General features: G+C 61.3%; 20 protein-coding genes and 1 tRNA gene. 9 read left to right on the top strand and 12 right to left on the bottom strand.

Annotated features, from left to right (window positions below):
* Positions 1–97 precede the first annotated feature (97 nt).
* The 5 genes from AC3IYG_RS16410 to AC3IYG_RS16390 all read right to left on the bottom strand — a co-directional run bounded on the left by AC3IYG_RS16410 (position 98) and on the right by AC3IYG_RS16390 (position 4,994).
* On the bottom strand, positions 98–673 hold the full coding sequence (locus AC3IYG_RS16410; RefSeq protein WP_489310162.1) for an REP-associated tyrosine transposase: 576 nt from the start codon (positions 671–673) through the stop codon (positions 98–100).
* A 16-nt stretch (positions 674–689) separates the two neighbouring features.
* Positions 690–2,522, bottom strand: coding sequence for an ABC transporter ATP-binding protein (locus AC3IYG_RS16405; protein WP_489310160.1), 1,833 nt, complete (start codon positions 2,520–2,522; stop codon positions 690–692).
* A gap of 93 nt (positions 2,523–2,615) precedes the next feature.
* Positions 2,616–3,170 carry a peptidylprolyl isomerase gene (locus AC3IYG_RS16400; RefSeq protein ID WP_489310158.1) on the bottom strand — a complete coding sequence of 185 codons (555 nt, stop codon included), beginning with the start codon at positions 3,168–3,170 and terminating at the stop codon, positions 2,616–2,618.
* Positions 3,171–3,172: 2 nt separating this feature from the next.
* A complete protein-coding gene (locus tag AC3IYG_RS16395; RefSeq protein ID WP_489310156.1) occupies positions 3,173–3,991 on the bottom strand; it encodes an alpha/beta fold hydrolase in 819 nt (272 codons plus the stop codon).
* Positions 3,992–4,067: 76 nt separating this feature from the next.
* Positions 4,068–4,994: a PA3225 family LysR-type transcriptional regulator gene (locus AC3IYG_RS16390; RefSeq protein WP_489310154.1), complete on the bottom strand. Its 927-nt coding sequence runs from the start codon at positions 4,992–4,994 to the stop codon at positions 4,068–4,070.
* Between the two features lie 48 nt (positions 4,995–5,042).
* Between AC3IYG_RS16390 and AC3IYG_RS16385 the strand changes: the two genes are divergently transcribed.
* The 3 genes from AC3IYG_RS16385 (at position 5,043) to rarD (ending at position 7,325) form a co-directional block, all read left to right on the top strand.
* Positions 5,043–5,357 carry a 3-phosphoglycerate kinase gene (locus AC3IYG_RS16385; protein ID WP_489310152.1) on the top strand — a complete coding sequence of 105 codons (315 nt, stop codon included), beginning with the start codon at positions 5,043–5,045 and terminating at the stop codon, positions 5,355–5,357.
* Positions 5,358–5,510: 153 nt separating this feature from the next.
* Positions 5,511–6,110 carry an FMN-dependent NADH-azoreductase gene (locus AC3IYG_RS16380; RefSeq protein WP_489310150.1) on the top strand — a complete coding sequence of 200 codons (600 nt, stop codon included), beginning with the start codon at positions 5,511–5,513 and terminating at the stop codon, positions 6,108–6,110.
* A 318-nt stretch (positions 6,111–6,428) separates the two neighbouring features.
* A complete protein-coding gene (rarD, locus tag AC3IYG_RS16375) occupies positions 6,429–7,325 on the top strand; it encodes an EamA family transporter RarD (protein WP_489310148.1) in 897 nt (298 codons plus the stop codon).
* Here rarD and AC3IYG_RS16370 read toward each other — a convergent pair.
* Entirely contained in the window at positions 7,266–7,706 is a 441-nt protein-coding gene (locus tag AC3IYG_RS16370) for an NUDIX hydrolase (RefSeq protein WP_489310146.1), read from the bottom strand. The genes rarD and AC3IYG_RS16370 overlap by 60 nt on opposite strands.
* Positions 7,703–8,248: a dihydrofolate reductase family protein gene (locus AC3IYG_RS16365; RefSeq protein WP_489310144.1), complete on the bottom strand. Its 546-nt coding sequence runs from the start codon at positions 8,246–8,248 to the stop codon at positions 7,703–7,705. Before AC3IYG_RS16365 ends, AC3IYG_RS16370 begins: the two co-directional genes overlap by 4 nt.
* 188 nt (positions 8,249–8,436) lie before the next feature.
* Here AC3IYG_RS16365 and AC3IYG_RS16360 point away from each other — a divergent pair, with 188 nt between their 5' ends.
* Positions 8,437–9,780, top strand: a complete 1,344-nt coding sequence (locus AC3IYG_RS16360; RefSeq protein ID WP_489310142.1) for a DEAD/DEAH box helicase — start codon at positions 8,437–8,439, stop codon at positions 9,778–9,780.
* 53 nt (positions 9,781–9,833) lie between these two features.
* Here AC3IYG_RS16360 and AC3IYG_RS16355 read toward each other — a convergent pair whose 3' ends face one another.
* Entirely contained in the window at positions 9,834–10,814 is a 981-nt protein-coding gene (locus AC3IYG_RS16355; RefSeq protein ID WP_489310140.1) for a zinc-dependent alcohol dehydrogenase family protein, read from the bottom strand.
* 356 nt (positions 10,815–11,170) lie between these two features.
* On the opposite strand from AC3IYG_RS16355, the gene AC3IYG_RS16350 reads away from it, so the two are divergent.
* Both AC3IYG_RS16350 and AC3IYG_RS16345 read left to right on the top strand, forming a co-directional pair.
* Positions 11,171–12,226: an HAD family hydrolase gene (locus tag AC3IYG_RS16350; RefSeq protein ID WP_489310138.1), complete on the top strand. Its 1,056-nt coding sequence runs from the start codon at positions 11,171–11,173 to the stop codon at positions 12,224–12,226.
* A 191-nt stretch (positions 12,227–12,417) separates the two neighbouring features.
* Entirely contained in the window at positions 12,418–13,143 is a 726-nt protein-coding gene (locus tag AC3IYG_RS16345; RefSeq protein ID WP_489310136.1) for a substrate-binding periplasmic protein, read from the top strand.
* A gap of 6 nt (positions 13,144–13,149) precedes the next feature.
* Here the strand turns inward: AC3IYG_RS16345 and AC3IYG_RS16340 are convergent, their stop codons facing one another.
* Entirely contained in the window at positions 13,150–13,602 is a 453-nt protein-coding gene (locus AC3IYG_RS16340; protein ID WP_489310134.1) for an abscisic acid-deficient protein Aba4 family protein, read from the bottom strand.
* 237 nt (positions 13,603–13,839) lie between these two features.
* On the opposite strand from AC3IYG_RS16340, the gene AC3IYG_RS16335 reads away from it, so the two are divergent.
* The gene (locus AC3IYG_RS16335; RefSeq protein WP_489313935.1) at positions 13,840–14,949 is read left to right on the top strand and encodes a PQQ-dependent sugar dehydrogenase; all 1,110 of its coding nucleotides are present in this window, start codon (positions 13,840–13,842) and stop codon (positions 14,947–14,949) included.
* Between the two features lie 34 nt (positions 14,950–14,983).
* Here AC3IYG_RS16335 and AC3IYG_RS16330 read toward each other — a convergent pair whose 3' ends face one another.
* The 3 genes from AC3IYG_RS16330 to AC3IYG_RS16320 form a co-directional block, all read right to left on the bottom strand.
* Positions 14,984–17,206: an LTA synthase family protein gene (locus AC3IYG_RS16330; RefSeq protein WP_489310132.1), complete on the bottom strand. Its 2,223-nt coding sequence runs from the start codon at positions 17,204–17,206 to the stop codon at positions 14,984–14,986.
* 755 nt (positions 17,207–17,961) lie between these two features.
* The gene (locus tag AC3IYG_RS16325; RefSeq protein ID WP_171011850.1) at positions 17,962–18,150 is read right to left on the bottom strand and encodes a hypothetical protein; all 189 of its coding nucleotides are present in this window, start codon (positions 18,148–18,150) and stop codon (positions 17,962–17,964) included.
* 270 nt (positions 18,151–18,420) lie between these two features.
* Complete coding sequence (locus tag AC3IYG_RS16320) at positions 18,421–18,642, bottom strand: VF530 family protein (protein WP_489310130.1); 222 nt, start codon at positions 18,640–18,642, stop codon at positions 18,421–18,423.
* Between the two features lie 134 nt (positions 18,643–18,776).
* Between AC3IYG_RS16320 and AC3IYG_RS16315 the strand changes: the two genes are divergently transcribed.
* Together AC3IYG_RS16315 and AC3IYG_RS16310 are read left to right on the top strand one after the other, a co-directional pair.
* Positions 18,777–19,613, top strand: a complete 837-nt coding sequence (locus AC3IYG_RS16315) for a CvfB family protein (protein WP_489310128.1) — start codon at positions 18,777–18,779, stop codon at positions 19,611–19,613.
* A gap of 99 nt (positions 19,614–19,712) precedes the next feature.
* A tRNA-Thr gene (locus AC3IYG_RS16310) sits at positions 19,713–19,788 on the top strand.
* Positions 19,789–19,859: the final 71 nt, after the last annotated feature.

Raw genomic sequence — 19,859 nt, 5'->3', positions numbered from 1 at the left:
CGGCAGGTCTGAATCCCTTTCGCGGGCATGGCTCGCTCCTACGCAAGGTTTAGCAGATAGCGCGGCGTTTGTAGGAGCGGCCCATGGCCGCGATCAATCAAAGCCAGACAGCATTCCAGAACGGATAATCACCCACTCGCGTGGCCAACCCGGCTCGTAGCGGGTTGGTCAAGATATAGCGGGCGATGGCTTGCAGGTCTTCTTCTTTGCGCAATGCGTGATCATGAAAGGCGCTCGACCAGAGAGCGCCCTGTCGGTTCAAGAGGCGATTGGCGCAACGGGAGCTGGCGGACTTGAGTCGCCCCGTCACATCGCTGAGCCGGTCTGTCTCGCCAAGCTCAAGCAGCCAGTGCACATGATCTGGCATCAGCACCCAGGCAAGCATATGACTGCTGCTGAGCAGGACAGGTTCTTCGAAACAGCGCGCGGCCCGGCAGGCAGCTTGGAAGTGGGTGAAGAACGGTTCGCGGTTTTGGGTTGTTGCAGTGATCAGGTAAGCCGTATTGCCCAGGGAAACTCGACCTTTGCGCAGGGCGGCGTGTCCAGGTTTTTGTGTAGGAGCGGGCCATGCCCGCGATAGCTGTACTGCTCTTCCATGAGCGTCTGCCTTGATGTTCTTCTGTCCTGTGTGCCACGAATAGATGGCGCGGATACCCGTATTGTTCGCGGGCATGGCCCGCGCCTGCGGATTAATCGATGCCGACAAACCCACCGGTCTGGTGTTGCCACAGACGTGCATACAGGCCGCCGTGGGCGATCAGCTCGGCATGGGTGCCGCTCTCGGCGATCTGGCCTTTGTCCAATACCACCAGGCGATCCATCCGCGCGATGGTCGACAGGCGGTGGGCGATGGCGATCACGGTCTTGCCCTGCATCAGGGTGTCGAGGCTTTCCTGGATCGCCGCTTCGACCTCGGAATCCAGCGCCGAGGTGGCTTCGTCGAGGATCAGGATCGGCGCATCCTTGAGCAGTACGCGGGCGATGGCGATGCGTTGGCGCTGACCGCCGGAGAGCTTCACGCCGCGCTCGCCAACATGGGCGTCAAAGCCGGTGCGGCCCTGGGCATCCGAGAGCAGTGGAATGAATTCGTCGGCGCGGGCCTTGCGTGCGGCTTCCCAGAGTTGCGCATCGCTGGCGGCGGGTTTGCCGTACAACAGGTTGTCGCGGATCGAGCGATGCAGCAGCGAAGTGTCCTGGGTGACCATGCCGATCTGCTCGCGCAGGCTTTCCTGGGCGACCTCGGCGATATTCTGGCCGTCGATCAGGATGCGCCCGCTTTCCAGGTCATAGAGGCGCAGCAGCAGGTTGACCAGGGTCGACTTGCCGGCGCCGGACGGGCCGATCAGGCCGATCTTCTCGCCGGCCTTGATCGTCAGGTTCAACCCGCCGATCACCCCGCTGCCTTTGCCGTAGTGAAAATGCACCTGCTCCAGGCGCACTTCGCCACGTTGCACGTCGAGTGTCGGCGCGTTCTCCAGGTCGGTCACGGCACGGGGTTGGGCGATGGTGCGCATGCCGTCCTGTACGGTGCCGATGTTCTCGAAGATGCCGTTGACCACCCACATGATCCAGCCGGACATGTTGTTGATGCGGATCACCAGCCCGGTCGCCAGGGCGATGGCGCCCACCGAGATCAGCTCCTGGCTCCACAGCCAGAGGGCGAGGCCGGTGGTGCTGGCGATCAGTACGCCGTTCATGCTGGTGATCAGCACATCCATGGCGGTGACCACGCGGCCGGCCAGTTGGGTTTTTTCGTTTTGTTCCTGCAGCGCTTCGCGGGCGTAGCCCTGCTCGTGGTGGGTATGGGCGAACAGCTTGAGGGTGGCGATGTTGGTGTAGCCGTCGACGATCCGCCCCATCAGTTTCGAGCGGGATTCGGAGGCCACCACCGAGCGTTGCTTGACCCGCGGCACGAAGTAGCCGAGCGCGAGGAGGTAGCCGACTATCCATAGCAGCAGCGGCAGCATCAGCCGCCAGTCGGCTTCGGCGAACAGCACCAGGGCGCTGATCGCGTAGATCAGCACATGCCAGAGCGCGTCCACCGCCTGCACCGCCGAGTCGCGCAAGGCGTTGCCGGTCTGCATGATGCGTTGCGCGATACGTCCGGCGAAGTCGTTCTGGAAGAAGCCGAGGCTTTGTTTCAGCACATAGCTGTGGTTCTGCCAGCGGATCAGGTTGGTCAGGCTGGGGTTGATCGTCTGGTGCACCAGCAGGTCATGCAAGCCGTTGAAGAGGGGGCGCAGGATCAGTGCGACGGCAGCCATCCACAGCAGTTCGCTGCCGTGCCGGCTGAAGAACTCGCGGTGCGGCGTGCTCTGGGCCAGATCGACGATGCGGCCGAGGAAGCTGAACAGCGCCACTTCGATCAGCGCCACGATCAGCCCGACCGCCAGCAGCGCAGCGAAGCTCGGCCACACCTGCCGCAGGAAGTGCAGGTAGAACGACCAGACATTGGTCGGTGGCGCCTCGGCGGGGCTGGGGCGGAAGACCTCGATCAGCTGTTCGAAACGGCGATAGAACATTTAGCTTCACGCCCGCCGGGCGGGCTCTCCTGGTTCAGTGAGCCAGGCGCGCGGCGCCTGGCGGCGGCAATCCCGTGCCGCGCTGTGTGCAGATTACAGGCGTTTGGCGGACAGAATCAGCACCGGTGTGCGCGGCACGTTCTGGAAGCCGGCGATGTTGCCCGTCGGCACCTGGGCGATCTGGTCGACCACGTCCATGCCGCGCACCACCTTGGCGAACACCGCATACCCGAAGTCGCGCGAGCCGTTGTCGAGGAAGGCGTTGTCCTTCTGGTTGATAAAGAACTGGCTGGTGGCCGAGTCGACGACCTGGGTACGGGCCATGGCCAGGGTGCCACGCACGTTGTGCAGGCCGTTGTTGGCTTCGTTCTTGATCGGCGCCTGGGTATTGCGCTGCTGCATGTCGGCATCGAAGCCGCCGCCTTGCACCATGAAACCAGGGATGACGCGATGGAACACGGTGTTGGCATAGAAGCCACTGTCCACATAGGCGAGGAAGTTCTGCACGCTGATCGGCGCTTTGTCGGCTTCCAGTTCGATTTCGATCTCACCCAGGCTGGTGGTCAGCAGGACATGGGGCTTTTCGGCGGCGAACAGGCTGCCGGCGAACAACAGGGAGCAGGCGACGAGGGCAAGTTTCTTCAGCATTTTCAGTGGGCCTTGTTATCGAAGTGGACGGTACGTCGTTCGACTTCGGCGAGGAAGTCGAGCAGGGTGGAATTGAAGCGTTCGGGTTGATCCATTGGTGTGGCGTGGCGCGAGTCGTCGATCACTACCAGGCGCGCGTCGGGCAACTCTTGCACATAGGCCCGTTTCAGCGCCACCGGGGTGTAATCGTGGTCGGCACTGACCACCAGGGTAGGACAGGTGATGCGCGCCAGTCGTTCCCGCACGCCCCAGCCGATGATGGCGTCGAGGCTGGCGAGATAGGCGCGTTTGTCATTCTGTGGCCAGCGGCGTTCGATCTTCAAGCGCAGCTCGACTTGCTCCGGCTTGGGGAACAGCAGCTTGCCCAGGCTTTTGCCGATGGTTTCCAGGCTCAGCAGGCGCGACAACGTCCAGCGTTGGGCAATCGTCAGCAGGTCGCGCGGGCTTTTGGCCTTCACCTCGGGGCCGCTGTTGACGATGGTCAGGCTTTTCAGCAAGTGCGGGTAATCGACGCCCAACTGAAAGCCGATCATCCCGCCCATGGAGATGCCGACCAGGTGCAGCGGGGGCAGCTTGAGGTGTTCGATCAGGGCGGCTATGTCTTCGGCGAAGCCGGCAATGCTATAGGCTTCCCGCGGCTTGGCCGAGCGGCCGTGGCCGCGCACGTCGACGGCGATCACCCGGTAGCGGGCGCTGAGCGATGGGATCTGGTATTCCCAGTCCAGGGTACTGGAACCCAGGCCATGCACCAGCAGCAGCGGGGCGCCATGGCCGTACTCCTCATAATGCAGCTGGCAACCATCGTTATCGAAGTAGGACATGCTCACTCCAGGTTGAGGGACTCGATGCAATAAACCGGTTCGGGCCCACCCTTGGCTAAGGCCGGGCCGCCGGTGTTCAGTTGTTGGCTTGCGGCGCGGCGAAGGCTACATCCAGTGGCGCCGCGTCGAAGTTCTTGATCAGTTCGACCAGGATCTGCGTGGCCGGGCCCAGGGGTTTGTCTTTGTTCGTATACAGATAGAAGGTCGGGTTGCGTGTACCGCCCTGGTCCAGCGGCAAGGCTTTGAGTACGCCCTCACGCAGTTCGCGCTCGATCAGGTGGCGTGGCAGCCAGGCGAAGCCCAGGCCGCTGCTGACGAAGGTGGCGGCGGTGGCCAGGCTGCCGACGGTCCAGCGTTGTTCTGCACCGAGCCAGCCGACGTCGCGCGGTTGCTGTCGGCCGGAGTCGCGAATCACCACCTGTAGCTGGGATTCCAGGTCCTGAAAGTTGATCTCGCGTTGCAGGCGGTGCAGCGGGTGCTCCGGGTGGGCAACCGCGACGAACTCGATCGAATTCATCTCCGCCCCCAGATAGCCGGGAATGTTGAAGCCGCTGATGGCCAGGTCGGCGATGCCGTCCTTGAGTACTTCCTCGACGCCGGAAAGCACCTCTTCGCGCAGGCGCACCCGGCAGCCACGGCTTTGCGGCATAAAGGCGGTGAGTGCGCGCACCAGGCGGGCATTCGGGTAGGCGGCATCGACCACCACGCGGACTTCGGCCTCCCAGCCCTGTTCCATGTGGTGCGCCAGGTCTTCCAGTTGGCTGGCTTGCTTGACCAGTTGCCGCGAGCGGCGCAGCAGCACGCCACCGGCCTCGGTCAGCACGGCTTTGCGGCCATCGATGCGCAGCAGTGGCACGCCGAGCTGCTCCTGCATCCGCGCCACGGTGTAGCTCACCGATGATTGCGAGCGGTGCAGCGCTTCGGCCGCCTGGGCGAAGCCGCCGTGGTCGACCACCGCTTGCAGGGTTCGCCATTGATCCAGGGTAACGCGGGGCGCTTTCATCCTCGCCTCCTCTTGTCCTAAGCTGTGCTCCCTGTCGGAGACCGCCTGATGAAAAAGCTATTGTGTATCGCTGTCGCATTGTTGCCGTTGCACGCGTTTGCCTTCCCGATCGAACTGGAAAAGAAACTTAACGGTGCCGAAGTGTCGGCTTCGACCCAGGAGGTCGACTTCAACATGGGCGCCGTCCAGCTCTTCAACTACGGCAAGGCGGCGGCGGAGTGCAGTGCGGTATTTCGCAATGGTCCCGAAGCACCACGCACGCGCAAGGTAAAACTCGCTGCCGGGCAAGATGCACTGCTGACGGCCAAGTTCACCAATCAGGTGATCAAATTGCGCATCAGCGTGACCTGTAAGCCTCAGTAACCCAGCATAGCGACTGAGCGCAGCCTAGTGCTCGGCAGGCTATAAATCAATTTTATAGATGCTTTGCAGCGGTTTTTTGCGCTTTTTTATCAGTATCTACCGCCTTACTCTCACTCCATCGACGCATAACCACCCCTCGATGGAGTCAGTCCTATGTCCCGCGTTCTGGTAATTGAAAGCAGTGCCCGCCAACAAGGCTCGGTTTCCCGTGAGCTCACCGCGCAATTCATCACGCAGTGGCAAGCAGCCCATCCGGCCGATCAGGTCAGCGTTCGTGACCTCGCCGTGGAGCAGGTGCCGCACCTGGATACCAACCTGCTGGGTGGCTGGATGACGCCGGCCGAGCAGCAGACCGACGCGGAAAAAGCCGCGCTGGTACGCTCCAACACCCTGACCGACGAACTGCTGGCGGCCGATGTGCTGGTACTGGCGGCACCCATGTACAACTTCGCCATTCCCAGCACCTTGAAGTCCTGGCTGGACCATGTGCTGCGTGCCGGGGTCACTTTCAAATACACCGACACCGGCCCGCAAGGCCTGCTCACCGGCAAGCGTGCCTATGTGTTGACCGCGCGCGGCGGCATTTACGCCGGCAGCAGCATGGATCACCAGGAACCCTACCTGCGCCAGGCGCTGGGCTTCATCGGGATTCACGACGTCAGCTTTATCCATGCTGAAGGTCTCAACCTCGGCGGCGAATTTCTGGAAAAAGGTCTGAACCAGGCCAAGGCTCAAATCGCGCAAGTGGCTTGATCGTCTGCGCCGCCACTGGCTTCAGGTGGCTGGCAAACCAGCGCTGACGACTCAAACCATGGTGCTTTAAACGCTGCATCCGCTCCCTCTTCACGCCCGTTGCTCCTGGGCGTATCGACCCGGTCGACCATTCCCCTTGGTCGTCCGGGTTTTTTTATGCGGGTTATGGTTTGGCGCCAGCGCTAGCGGCGCGCGTTGCTCATAATCCATTGCAGCGCCTGGCTATCCAAACCCTCGTCGGGTTAAGGTCGCCGGCTGTTTTGCGAGGCTTGCCATGTTGCCGTTGGGGTTTTCCAGGTTAATGCCGGGGTGGCGACCATGAGGTTGTCCGGTCGCGGCGTGGCCTTGTCGCTGATCGCCTCGCTGTTGTTCGCCTTGATGCCGGGCTATGTGCGCGAACTGGCGCCGTTGGATGGCATCCAGGTGTTCGCTCAGCGCGTGCTCTGGTCGATTCCTGCCGTATTGCTGCTGGTGGCGGTGGCGCGCCAGTGGGCGGTGCTGGCGGCGGTGTTCCAGCGCTTGCGTAAGGAACCCTTGCTGGTGGCCGCCTTGCCTGTGGCGGCGGTGTTGATCGGCCTGCAGTGGGGCTTGTTCCTGTGGGCGCCTCTGGTGGGGCGGATGCTGGAGGTGTCGCTCGGCTACTTCCTCTTGCCGTTGGTGATGGTGCTGGCCGGGCGTCTGTTTTATGGCGAGCGCCTGAGCCCGCTGCAAGGTATTGCGGTGGCGTGCGCGTTGCTGGGGGTGGTTCACGAACTGTGGCTGACGCGGGCGTTCTCGTGGGTGACGTTGCTCGCCGCGCTCGGTTATCCGCCGTATTTCATGTTGCGCCGCTGGATGCGGCTGGACGCGTTGTCCGGGTTCATCCTGGAGATGCTGATGCTGGCACCCTTGGCGCTGTGGCTGATCGTCAGCCAGGGCCCGGCGGATCTGTTCCAGCTCAACCCGCAACTCTGGTGGTTGCTCCCCGGCATTGGCTTGCTCGGCACCTTGGCGTTTGCCGCCATGATGGCCGCCAGCCGGCTATTGCCGTTGGGGGTGTTCGGCATTCTCAGTTACGTCGAGCCGGTGTTGCTGTTTGCCGTGGCGGTGCTGTTTCTCGGCGAAGCCTTCGACCCGGCCCAGTTCTGGACCTATGCACCGATCTGGCTGGCGATTCTATTGACTGGTTGGGACAGTGTGCATGTCCTGCGAAAGCAGGCGCGCCAAGGGCTGTAAGGCCGGCAGCACATGGTCGCGCAGCAGCGGGGCAAGGTGCGCGGGGTAGGGTTGGTCACGCTCCAGCCAGGCCAGCTCCTCCAGTTCGGCGGCGGCTTGCACCTCATGCGACAGTTTGGCGATGAAGACTTGCGCATCGACCCAGGTATCCGCCTCATTGGCCGCCGCGGCGTGAAAGCGGCCCAGCGGCGTTAAATCGGCATCATCCAGTTGCAGCTGCAATTCCTCCCATAACTCCCGTTGCACGGCCTTCAGGGCCGACTCGCCATGTTCGCGTTTGCCGCCCGGCAGCATAAAGGCCGTGGTGCCGCGCTTGCGCACCAGCAGCAGCCGGCCGTCTTGGTCTATCAGGCAGGCCGCGGCGATCTGGAGCACGTTCATGCGTGTTCGCCCTCCGGCTGCACGTGGTAGTGCAATTGCACGACCCCGGTGCTGAAGCTGCGCTGCTCATGCAACGTGAGGCTACGTTCCAGGCCCGTGGAGAACAGGGGGACGCCCGCGCCCAGCAGGTACGGAACCAGGCTGACCACCAGTTCATCGAGCAGCCCGGCGGTAAAGCAGGTGGCGGCCAGCGAGCCGCCGCCCACCAGCCAGATGCGTTTGCAGCCGGCGGCAGCCAGTTCGGTAATGGCCTCGGCAGGGGGGCTGTGGCTGATATTCACCTCAGGCGCCGCGCGCTCCAGGTCGGCGCGGGTCAGTACCGTGCAGGGCTTGTTGGGGTAAGGCCAGGCGCCCCCGAAGGCCAGCACCGTTTCGTAGGTGCCGCGGCCCATCAACAAGCCGTCGATGCTGTCGTAAAAGCCGCGGTAGCCGTGGTCGTCAGCGGATGATTCGATTTGTTTGAGCCAGTCGATGCTGCCGTCCGGACGCGCGATATAACCGTCCAGGCTGGCGGCAACGTAATAGGTGAGCGAGGCAGACATGTCCACTTCCAGGTGTGTGCGTTATCCCTGTTGGAGTGGCGCATTGGCCACAAGTTCGGTTCCAGGCTGCGCGGCGAGATGGCCATAACCGACCGGCAAACCAGGCAAAATACACAGACTGCGGGTTTTCCGTGGCCACAAACGTTACTCTATACGGCTGTTTACTGATTTTCGCCGAGGTAACCCCCGTGTTTTCCCAATTCGCCCTGCACGAACGCCTGCTTAAAGCCGTGGCCGAGCTGAAATTCGTCGAGCCGACGCCCGTGCAGGCGGCGGCTATTCCGCTGGCGTTGGAAGGGCGTGATCTGCGGGTGACGGCGCAAACCGGCAGCGGCAAGACCGCCGCTTTCGTACTGCCGATGCTGAACCGGCTGATGGGCGACGCCAAGCCGCGGGTGGTGATTCGTGCGGTGATCCTGCTGCCGACCCGTGAGCTGGCGCAGCAGACCCTCAAGGAAGTCGAGCGTTTCTCGCAGTTCACCTTCATCAAGTCCGGGCTGATTACCGGCGGCGAAGACTTCAAGGTGCAGGCAGCGATGCTGCGCAAGGTGCCGGACATTTTGATCGGCACGCCGGGGCGGCTGCTTGAGCAGCTGAACGCCGGCAACCTCGACCTCAAGGCCGTTGAAGTGCTGGTGCTCGACGAAGCCGACCGCATGCTCGACATGGGCTTTGCCGAAGACGTGCAACGCTTGGCCGGTGAGTGCAAAGGCCCGCACCAGACCCTGCTGTTCTCCGCCACCAGTGGCGGCGCCGGGCTGCGCGACATGGTCGCCTCGGTGTTGCGTGAGCCGCAGCATCTGCAACTCAACAGCGTCAGCCAACTGAACGAAGGCACGCGCCAGCAGATCATCACCGCCGACCACAATCAGCACAAAGAGCAACTGGTGCATTGGCTGCTGGCCAATGAGACCTACCAGAAGGCGATCATCTTCACCAACACCCGGGTGCAGGCCGATCGCCTGTATGGCCGCCTGGTCGCCACCGATCACAAGGTTTTCGTGCTGCACGGCGAAAAGGACCAGAAAGACCGCAAACTGGCGATCGACCGTCTGAAGCAGGGTGGGGTGAAAATCCTGGTGGCCACTGACGTGGCCGCCCGTGGCCTGGATGTGGATGGTCTGGATCTGGTGATCAACTTCGACATGCCGCGCAGTGGCGACGAGTACGTGCACCGTATCGGCCGCACCGGGCGGGCCGGCGGCGATGGCTTGGCGATTTCGCTGATCTGCCACGGCGACTGGAATTTGATGTCGAGCATCGAGCGCTACCTGAAGCAGAGCTTCGAGCGGCGCACGATCAAGGAAGTCAAAGGTACTTACCAGGGGCCGAAGAAGGTCAAAGCCTCGGGTAAGGCCGTCGGTGTGAAAAAGAAGAAGACCGACAAGAAAACCGACAAGAAAGCCCCGGCCAAGACCGCGACCAAGCGCAAAACCGCCAACCGGCCGAAAAGCGATGCGCCGGCTCTGGTCAGCCGCGACGGCATGGCGCCGCTCAAGCGCAAGAAGCCGAGCGAGCCAGCGGCCGAGTAAGGCTGTGCCGGGTGGGGCGGGCCGCAGGCCTTGCCCCATCCGGCGGCAGGCGCTTACTTGGGTACGATCAGGATCTTGCCTTCCCGTTCGCCACTGGCTGCGGCGGCCACGGCTTCCTTGATCTGGCTGACATCGTAGGTCGCGGCCACGCGGCTTTTCAGCTGGCCGCTGGCGATCAGCTGGGTCAGTTCGCCGAAGACCTTCATCTGCTGCGCCGGTGTGGCCACACGGAACCACTTGGCCAGCCAGAAACCGCGCAAACTGACATCGCGAAAGACGAAGGAGCCCGGCGAAACCTGGCACGGCTGGCGGCTCATCATGCCGTAGTTCACCAGCACGCCGCCTTCGCTCAGGCTGGCGGCCAGGTGGTCAGTGGCCTCGCCGCCGACCGCATCGATCCCCAGACGCACAGCTGCGCCACCAGTGGCTTCGCGCACACGCTTGGGCAAGTCCGGGCCGTCCACCAGCACCACGTCGGCGCCTTCGGCTTTCACCCCGGCAACCGCCGACTCGCGACGCACTACGTTGAGGGTCTTGAAGCCGCGCAGTTTGGCCAGTTGGATCAAATAGCTGCCGACCCCGGAGTTGGCGGCGTTCTGAATCACCCAGTCGCCAGGTTGCAGGTCGACGAACTCGCTGAGCAGCAGCGAAGCCGTCGGTGGGTTCACGGTCATCATCGCCAACTGCTGCGGGTCGGCGTCGGGCAATGGGATCAGCTTCTTCGCGTCGGTGTTCAGGTGGGTCACCCAGGTGCCGCAGCCAACCGGTAGAAGCACCATCTGGCCGACTTTCAGCTGGTTGACTTCCGGGCCCAGTTCCTCGATCCGGCCAACGCCCTCGTTACCACCAATCGCCGGCAGCGGCGGCAGCATGCCGTATTCGCCCGTCAGGGTGAGTACATCCGAGGGGTTGATCGGTGCGGCCAGAACCTTGACTCGCACCTGGCCGGCGCTCAGCGCGGGCAGGTGCAACTCTACGGCCGCGATCACGTCTTGCGGGACCGGGCCGCGTGTTTGGTATTCGGCTTTGAGCATGGTCTTCTCCGGTGGGAACGTTGACTGAGGCATGAAGTCTAGCCCGCAACCGGCATGCGGGGACTAATCCCACTCAATCGATCCCGCTGATGCAGGCCAGAGCTCTTGGCGTAGGCGACCGAGTTACCGGAGGTGTTTCAGCGCGCGGGCTTTGACGTTGTGAGCGCCAATCCGGGCCGTTTCTTTGGGGCTGTATCTCTTGAGTGTGATCGGTGGCGCTTCTGGTCTAGACCAGTGGCGTGAATACGATGCTGGGTGTCGGTTGCGCGTGTCGGCCTGACATGGGCATTTGTTAGCGTCCATCGGGGCCGCATTGTCGGCTGCTTATCTCGATCACGAGCGGGGGAGGGACTCATATGAAGCGTGTACCGAAATTGTTGGCAGCCTTGCTGTTGAGCGGTGTCGCCAGTCAGATTCTTGCGACTGAGTTGACGCATTGGCCGGCACCGGCGGCCAAGCAGTTGAGCGCACTGGTCAAGGCGAATGCCAATAAAGGCAATTACGCCGTATTCGACATGGACAACACCAGCTACCGCTATGACCTGGAAGAGTCGTTGCTGCCCTTTATGGAAATGAAGGGGGCGTTGACGCGGGAAAAGCTCGACCCGTCGCTGAAGCTGATCCCCTTCAAGGACGTCGCCGGCCACAAGGAAAGCCTCAACAGCTACTACTACCGGCTCTGTGAAATCGACGACATGGTCTGCTACCCCTGGGTCGCCCAGGTGTTCTCGGGTTTCACCCTGACGGAGCTGAAAGGCTATGTCGATGAACTGATGGCGTATGGCAAGCCGGTGCCGAGCACCTATTACGACGGCGACACGGTCAAGACCATCGAGATCAACCCACCGAAGATCTTCTCCGGGCAGAAGGAATTGATGAACCTGCTGACGGAGAACGGCATCGAGGTTTATGTGATGACCGCCGCCCACGAAGAGTTGGTGCGGATGGTCGCCGCCGACCCCAAGTACGGCTACAACGTCAAAGCGCAGAACGTCATCGGCGTCACCACCCTGCTGAAGAACCGCAGTACCGGCGATGTGACCACCGCGCGTAAGCAGATCAGCGCCGGCACCTATGACGAAAAGGCCAACCTGGGCCTGGAGTTGACGCCCTATCTCTGGACCCCGGCGACCTGGATGGCTGGCAAGCAAGCGGCGATCCTCACGTACATCGACGAGTGGAAGAAGCCGATATTGGTGGCCGGCGATACGCCCAGCAGCGATGGTTACATGCTCTTCCACAGCACCGATGTGGACAAGGGCGGCATTCATCTGTGGGTCGACCGCAAGCCGAAATACCTGGACCAGATCAATGGCATGATCAAGAAGCACGCCGAGGCGCAGGCCAGGAATGGGCTGCCGGTGACTGCCGACAAGAATTGGATCATGGTCAAACCCGAAGATATCCAGTAAACCGCCGACCGCCGTCGCGTGCAGCGGCGGCTTTCAGACCGGCGGCAGGCTGCGAGAACAGCCTGCCGCATTAGCATTCGTCACTTTGCCCCTCTCGTTATTGCGCAGGGGCCGGCTTGACCGTGGATTGAAAATACCGCTCGGACTTGCAGCCGGGTATGCTGCCGCAGGGTTCAAATCAAGGGGCGGGCATGCGCAGATGGCTACTGGCCTTGGGGTTGCTCTGGCTGGCTGTTGAGGTAAGCGCCGCGCCATTTCGAGTCGGCTTCGGCACGCACAAACCCCCTTATATATTCGAGGCCGAGCGGCGCGGCCTGGAGTACGAGATCGTGGCCGCCTCCTTGCAAAGCGAAGGCTACGAGGTGCAGGCCTATTTCGCGCCGATGGAGCGCCTGCACCTGATGCTGCGCCGTGGTGAAATCGACTGCATCGCTTCCACCAACGAACAGAGCGGTGTGGCCGCTTATTATTCCGATCCCTATATCTACTACGACAATGTCGCGGTGGCGCTGGCTTCACGCAACTACCGGATAAAGTCCATCGCCGACCTGGGCGACTACTCGATCAGCGCCTTCCAGCGCGCCCGCTTTCTGCTCGGGCCGGAATTCCAACGCATGGCTGAGGCCAACCCGCGCTACCGTGAAGAGGCGCAGCAGATTGCGCGCAACCGCCTGCTGTACAGCGGGCGGATCGACGTGATTATTGGCGATGTCAGGATCATCAAGTACTTTGATCGCGATGTGCTCGACCAGGTCGACATCAACCAGCCGCTGACCTGGTATACGCTGTTTCCGCCCACGGCCTATCAGTTGGGGTTTCGCTATCAAATCCAGCGCGATGTGTTCAACCGGGGGCTGGCCGCCATTCGCCAGAGCGGTGAGTACACGGCGATAGAGCGCAGATACGTCGAGTATTGAGCCGGCCTAGAGGTTCAGCCAGCGCAGGGCGAGAAACAGCAGCAAGCCCAGCGGCCCGAACATCAGGGTCAGTAGGTAGCAAGGGATCAGAGCCCAGTGACTGAGACCGATGACAGCACCCTCGCTGCGGATATAAAGCCCCACCATCAGGTCGAAGGCCAGAATATGCACCCAGCCGGCGAGCACGGCGGTGGGATTGCGAAACAGGGCCAGCACCCCCTTGAGGGTGAAGAAGCCCGGCCGACCGCTGCCCGGTTCCGGCCGCTGGCGCAGCGCGGCTTGCAGCAGGTAGGCATAGATCAGGGCCAGCAGGACCACCGCCACGCCAAGCACCAGTTCGTCGGTCGCGGCCCAGAAGGGCAGGACCAGTAAGAGCATCCAGCCCGCCAGCGCGGCCAATGTGGCGATCTTGAAGCAGAGGTTCAGATTGGGCACGGCGCTCTCGCAGGCTCGAAGCATGGGCGTCAGCCTAGAGCAGCTTTGCCGGCCGTGCCGCCATTACCGGCCTGCTGAATGGCGCTGTATCAGCCGCCCCGGGGGGACGTGCCGGGCATCCGGGCGTGACATTCGAGGAAATACTCAGGTTGTTATAAGTGCTCAGGGCCTGTGGCACCCTGGCCAGGTTGAGACGTGCGGGTGAATGGCACACCGGAGGCGTAGAGGATGAAGCGCAAGACATGTTCAGCGGCCTGGCTCATGATCGCGCTGCTGGCGCCGGCCTTGGTCGGGGCACAGACGTTCAGTTTTCCCAGCGAGCGCGGCGAACTCCGCGTTACACCGTTGGTGGGCGGGTTGGAGCATCCGTGGAGCCTGGCCTTCTTGCCCGGTGGTGGCATGTTGGTGACCGAGCGGCCAGGGCGCTTGCGTGTGGTTGACGCGGACGGCGCGCTGTCGGAGCCGCTGCAGGGCTTGCCTGAGGTTTATGCCCGGGGGCAGGGCGGCCTGCTGGATGTCACGCTTTCCCCGGAGTTCGTCCAGGATCGTCTGGTTTACCTGGCCTACGCCGAGGCGGGTGAGGAGTACGCGGGTACGGCCGTTGGGCGCGGCACCCTGTCTGCGGATCGGACCCGGCTGGAGCGGTTCGAAGTGATCTTCCGGCAGATGCCCAAGCTGTCCACTGGCAATCATTTCGGCTCGCGCCTGGTTTTCGACCGGGACGGCCATCTGTTCATCACCCTCGGCGAAAACTACCAGCGCCCGGCGGCGCAGGACCTGGACACGTTGCAGGGCAAGGTTGTGCGCATCTATCCGGATGGTCGTGTGCCGGCCGACAACCCCTTTGTCGGCCGGCCCGGCGTGCGCCCGGAGATCTGGTCCTACGGGCATCGCAACCCGCAGGGCGCGGCGCTCAACCCCTGGACCGGCAGGTTGTGGACCCACGAGCACGGCCCGCGTGGCGGTGACGAAATCAATATTGCCCAGGCCGGTAAGAACTATGGCTGGCCACTGGCGACCCATGGCATCAATTACTCGTTGCTGGCGATACCCGAGGCGCAGGGCAAAATCGTCGCGGGCACCGAACCGCCGCACCATGTCTGGGAGAAATCGCCGGCAATCAGTGGCATGGCGTTCTATACGGCGCGACGTTTTCCCGCGTGGCAGCACAATCTGTTCATCGGCGCGTTGGCCGGGCAAGCCTTGATCCGCCTGGAGCTGAAGGGCGATCTAGTGGTCCATGAGGAGCGCTTGCTCGAGGAGTTGGGAGCGCGCATCCGTGACGTGCGCGAAGGGCCGGATGGCTACCTGTACGTGCTGACCGATGAGGCGCAGGGGCAACTGCTGCGGCTCGCTTTGCAGCCGGAGTGAAGACGCCACAGCGGCCCGGCTGCTGCCAAGCCGGTCACCGCCGTTCAGTCTGAGCGCTTTCTTCGGCCTGCTTGATATCCAGCAGATAGGGTTGGATCAGGGGTTCGGTGACGACGCTGAAGTCGGTAATCTCGATCGCGCCACGGCCTTGCCCCAATAGGTGGAAGGAGAACGCCTTGCGGGTGTCGAGGTTGTCGAAACCAAAGTTCAGGTTCAGGGTCTTGCCGGGCTTGAGCAGCGGCAGTTCCGGGATCAGCCCGGCCACCTCCCGATCGAACTCCTTGGTCTTGAGCAGGAGTTTGGCGCCTTGTTTGTCCATCCGCACGGCGCGAATTTTCAGGTTGATACGGGTGTGGGTGCCCTTTGGCAGTTCCAGGTATTGCGCGCCGATCAGGTTGTCGGCCCAGTCGTCGCCGGGCTTTTCCTGCAGTTTGATCCGCTCGCGGTTGGCGAACTGGTACTGCTGGCCGATCTGCCCGCTCGTCAGCGACTGATCCAGCAGTGCTGCGCGCTGCGCCACCTGACGTGCCTGTTTGCCGCTGAAGCGCCCAAGATAACGGGCCTTGTCGGCAATAAAGCCTTCACTGGCATAACGGCGGCAAACCTGCTGGAAGTCACACTCGGTAAAGGTGCCTTTGCCGTCATGCTGGCGCAGCAAGCCGTTGGTGTAGGACATGATTTCGCGCCCACTCGCGTAGTCGCGAAACAGCGAGCGGCCGGAGAGGTTCGAGGGTACCGGCAAGTCGAAGTAATCGAGCACCGAGGTGGTCAGGTCGACGTGCCCGTAAATCCCGCGTTTGAAGGTCGGCAGGGTGTCTTGTTCCGGGGCCAGCACCAGATTGAAGCCCCAGGCCGAAGCCAGGCGCACATCATCGATCCCGTGGGACTCATCCGAGGTGACGATCACTAGGGTGTCCTTCAACACGCCCTGTTTTTCCAGCCCGGCCAGGAAGTTCGCCACTGCATCGTCCAGGTAGCCGATGGCCGCCTGCTTGGCGCCAGGGTAGCGATCCAGGTAGTCCTGGGGCGCGGAATAGGGCTGATGGGTGCCGACGGTCAGCAGGGTCAACATCCAGGGTTTCTTCTGCTTGCGCAGTGTTTTCACATAGCTGAGTGCACCTTCAAAGTAGGATTTGTCATCCATGCCCCAAGGGAATTTCAGGTACGGCTTGTTCTTGAACCAGTCACGGCCGAAGGTTTTGTCGAACCCCATGTGCGGCATGATTTTGTCTTTGGCCATGAAGCGCAAGCCGGCACCCTGCAGGAAGTGCGTGCGAAAGCCCTGCTCGTGCAGTTGTGCGGGAAGGCACTGCTGGTTGCGCACGGCGTTGTTCAGCAGCTCGACGCCTTTCGGCGTGCCGCCGTCGAACTTCTCATAATCACCGCAGAGCATGGCGTAGAGACCGCGGATGGTCTGGTGGCTGTGCAGCACATAATCCGGCGTGCTCATGGCGCGCTCGGCCCACTGGCTGAGCTTGGGCATCAGTGAGTCGTGGTAACTGCTGTCGATCGCGGTGCGGTTGCGCGCGATGTATGCGCCGGGAATGCCCTCCAGAGTAACGATCAGCACATTGCGCGCCTTGCCTTTGCCGGCGAACAGCTTGCTGCCGTTCAAGTCCAGTTGGGTCAGGCCGGCGATGTCTGGCTGGATGTCGGGTGTGTCGCCGTCCAGCCAGTCTTCAAGGCGCAGTTGACCGGCATTGAAGCTTTCCGCCAGCAGCTTGTGCGGCAGATTGAACTGCTTCCATTGATCGGCCTCGCTTGGGTTGAGGTATTGGCTCGTCGCGTGGGCTGCGAGAAACACGACCGGCAGGACATAGCCATAGTGTGGGATTTTCAGCGCACTGCCCTTGGGCTTGCGGCCGCCCAGCAGCAGGTTAGCGAGTATGCCGAGCGCCAGCGCCAAGCCGAGCGACGGGTACGTGAGGCCGCCGCCGTGGGTGGATTGGCTGACGAATTGCGGGTCGCTGAGGTACTTCAGGTCGCTGAGTTCCGGCATGCGTCCGACCGCGCCGACCAGTTCCGCCGTGCCCAGGGTGAACAGGCTCCAGATCAGCATCAGCGGCAACGCCAGCAGCCGTGAGCGGTTGTGCAGCAACAGCATCAGCAGGCAGCCGATAGCCAGGTCGGAGAAATAGCCAAACCCGTTCGACCAGCCCAGCCAGTAGCGGCTGGCCATGGGAACGAGCAGGAACAGGAAGCCAAGAGCGATCAGAGAACAAGCGGGGTGCTGCAGCCAGCGGCTGAGAGGGCGCACAGGAGCTCCTGAGATAAGGCAGCGAGAATCCGTAGATATACGTCCAGATTAGCTGGATGTCTTGTTGTTCATGATTCTGAAACAACAATCTGTTAGTCACCAGTGGGTTTGACCCAAACGGCAGAAATTAATGTGTGAGAAAGCATGTTTAGGCGGCGGTTTGGCGGGAGGTGTTGCGAGTGGCTGGCGGGGGTGTTGCGCTGCATCGGTATTGCGGGCGCTGCAAGGGCGTGCTGCTTATTCAGCAGCGCGGCCCATGTGTTCTTGCCGTATCAAAGCTGCGCAGCCTTCTGCCTTGCCTTGCCTTGCCTTGCCTGGCAAGGTTCGGGCCGCGTATGGCGGGTTATGAATGGCTGAAGAGGCCGCTGTCGGATTTTTTCGCCTTTTTCACCGCGCGCTTTTCGTCGGCGGTTTTAGCGGGTTTCTTTTTTGCCGCTTTTTTTGAATCCATGCCTTTGCTCATGTCATTTCTCTCTTCATCAACGAGGTCGACGTGCTGCGCTGTGCGTTGCACCTAAAGAATAGTCTTCGGTCATTGCTGTTGCCAAATCGCGCAGGTGTGCAGGCTGGGCAAGATCAAAACTGCATTGATAATAGCCAGGTAATAGCTGAATTGAATGTATTTAAGCCGAGCTGGCTGGAAATAAATGAATGCGGGTGTTGCCGGGGAGGGGAGGGGCGTTGTTTGTCTTGGCGCTTTGTCTGCGGGAGATCAAAGCGCATCGACAAGAAGTACAGGCGTTTTGCCGAAGTTACTATTTCTTGCCAAGAGTAATTTGCTTCGAGGTGCCAAATACCTGGCCGCTGACACCCTTGGGGATTTCCTGGATTTCGCCGCCGGATTTCAGAAAAGCAGCAACCTGCTCGTCAATCGAACTGTGGGTTTCAACAGCGGGCGGTGCTTTTTTCTTCATAGCGGATGCTTTAACGCGCATGGCGGCCATTAACCTATTTAAAAATTAATATGGCCAGCTATTGTACACAAAAGGCTGAGTAATTGCTTGCTAAATAAAAGGCATAAAAGCCGGGGGCGGCTGTGCTATTCAAGCGCAGGGCGGGTTTTCATAATGGCCGCTTGCTGCGAGTTAACTGCTTGTTTTGCATCGAGTCATTGCCGGTAGGTAGCTGCCGCAGCAGCTCCCTGTAGAGCGTGGGGCGGCGTTTGGGCGTTGGCATAGCAGACGGGCGGTCCGGGCGAAGAGGGGGCTGGGCGCTCAGCGCTGGCTCAGCTTCACATACAGCGCTTCGACCTTCGCGCGCGCCCAGGGCGTCTTGCGCAGAAACTTCAGGCTGGATTTCACACTCGGGTCGCTTTGAAAGCAGCGGATCTCGATCAGCTGGCCCAGTTGTTCCCAGCCATAGTGCTCAACCAGCGCGTTGACGATGCCTTCCAGGGTGATGCCATGTAGCGGGTTCTTGCTCTGCTCGGTGCTCATGCGTTGCCTGTGTGTGGAGGATCTGGGCTGTCAGCGGTGGATGGGCTCATTATCGGCGATCACGGCGGGCTCGTCATGCTCTGCTGCACCGCCAAGTCGGGTAGAATGCCAGTCACGCAATGAGGGTAGTGAGCATGGCATTAATCGGGCGTTTCAACAGTTTGCAGGTGGTTAAGCACACCAACTTTGGGCTTTATTTGGATGGCGGGCCGGATGGCGAGATATTGCTGCCCAATCGTTACATACCCAAAGATACGCCGAGCGAAGTTGAAGACTGGTTGAATGTATTCATTTACCTGGATAGCGATGACAAATTAATCGCTACCACGGAAAAGCCAAAAGTTCAGGTTGGCGAATTTGCGAGCCTGAAGGTGGTGGAAGTTAACAGTATCGGTATTTTTCTCGATTGGGGTTTGCCGAAAGACTTGCTGCTGCCCTACTCGGAAGAAAAGCGCCAAATGCAGGCCGGTGAATACTGTGTCGTTTATGTGTACTTGGATAAACACACCCGCCGGATTACCGCGACTGCACGCCTGGATAAACATTTGGATAACGCTCCCGCCAATTACAAGGCCGGGCAGCCAGTCGATCTGTTGGTGGCCGAGTCCACTGATATGGGTTTCAAAGCCATTATCAACAATCAGCACTGGGGTTTGATCCACAAGAACGAAGTCTTTAAGTTCTTGCGTGCCGGTAAGCAGGAAAAGGGGTTTATCAAGGAAGTGCGCCCGGACGGCAAAATCAGCCTGAGCCTGCAACCCGTGGGCAAGGAGGCCGCCAACGCCCTGCACGAGAAGATCCTGGCCAAGCTGCGCGAGCATGATGGCGTGCTGGCGGTCAGCGACAAGAGCTCGCCGGAGATCATCACCGGCCTGTTCGGCGTCAGCAAAGGCAACTTCAAGAAAGCGATTGGCGCGCTGTACAAACAGGGTCAGATCGTGATCCACGAGGATCGCATCGAGCTGAGTTGAATCAAACCAGAGGTGTGCATCGGCGCGACTGAATGTGAACAGCGTTTTGCGCTATTGTTGAGTTGTCTCTGTGACTCGCTTCTGTGACTCGCTGTATAAGCCGTTGTAGCTCAGTTGGTAGAGCATCTGATTCGTAATCAGGAGGTCGGGGGTTCGATTCCTCTCAACGGCACCAATGCATATGAAAAGGCAGCCCTTAGTGGCTGCCTTTTTGCGTTAAGGGCTAACAGCGAACGGCTGTTGCGC

The sequence above is a fragment of the Pseudomonas sp. KH_027 genome (assembly GCF_057838565.1).
Note: the sequence above shows the minus strand (reverse complement) of the source record. Positions and strands in the feature narration are given on the sequence as shown.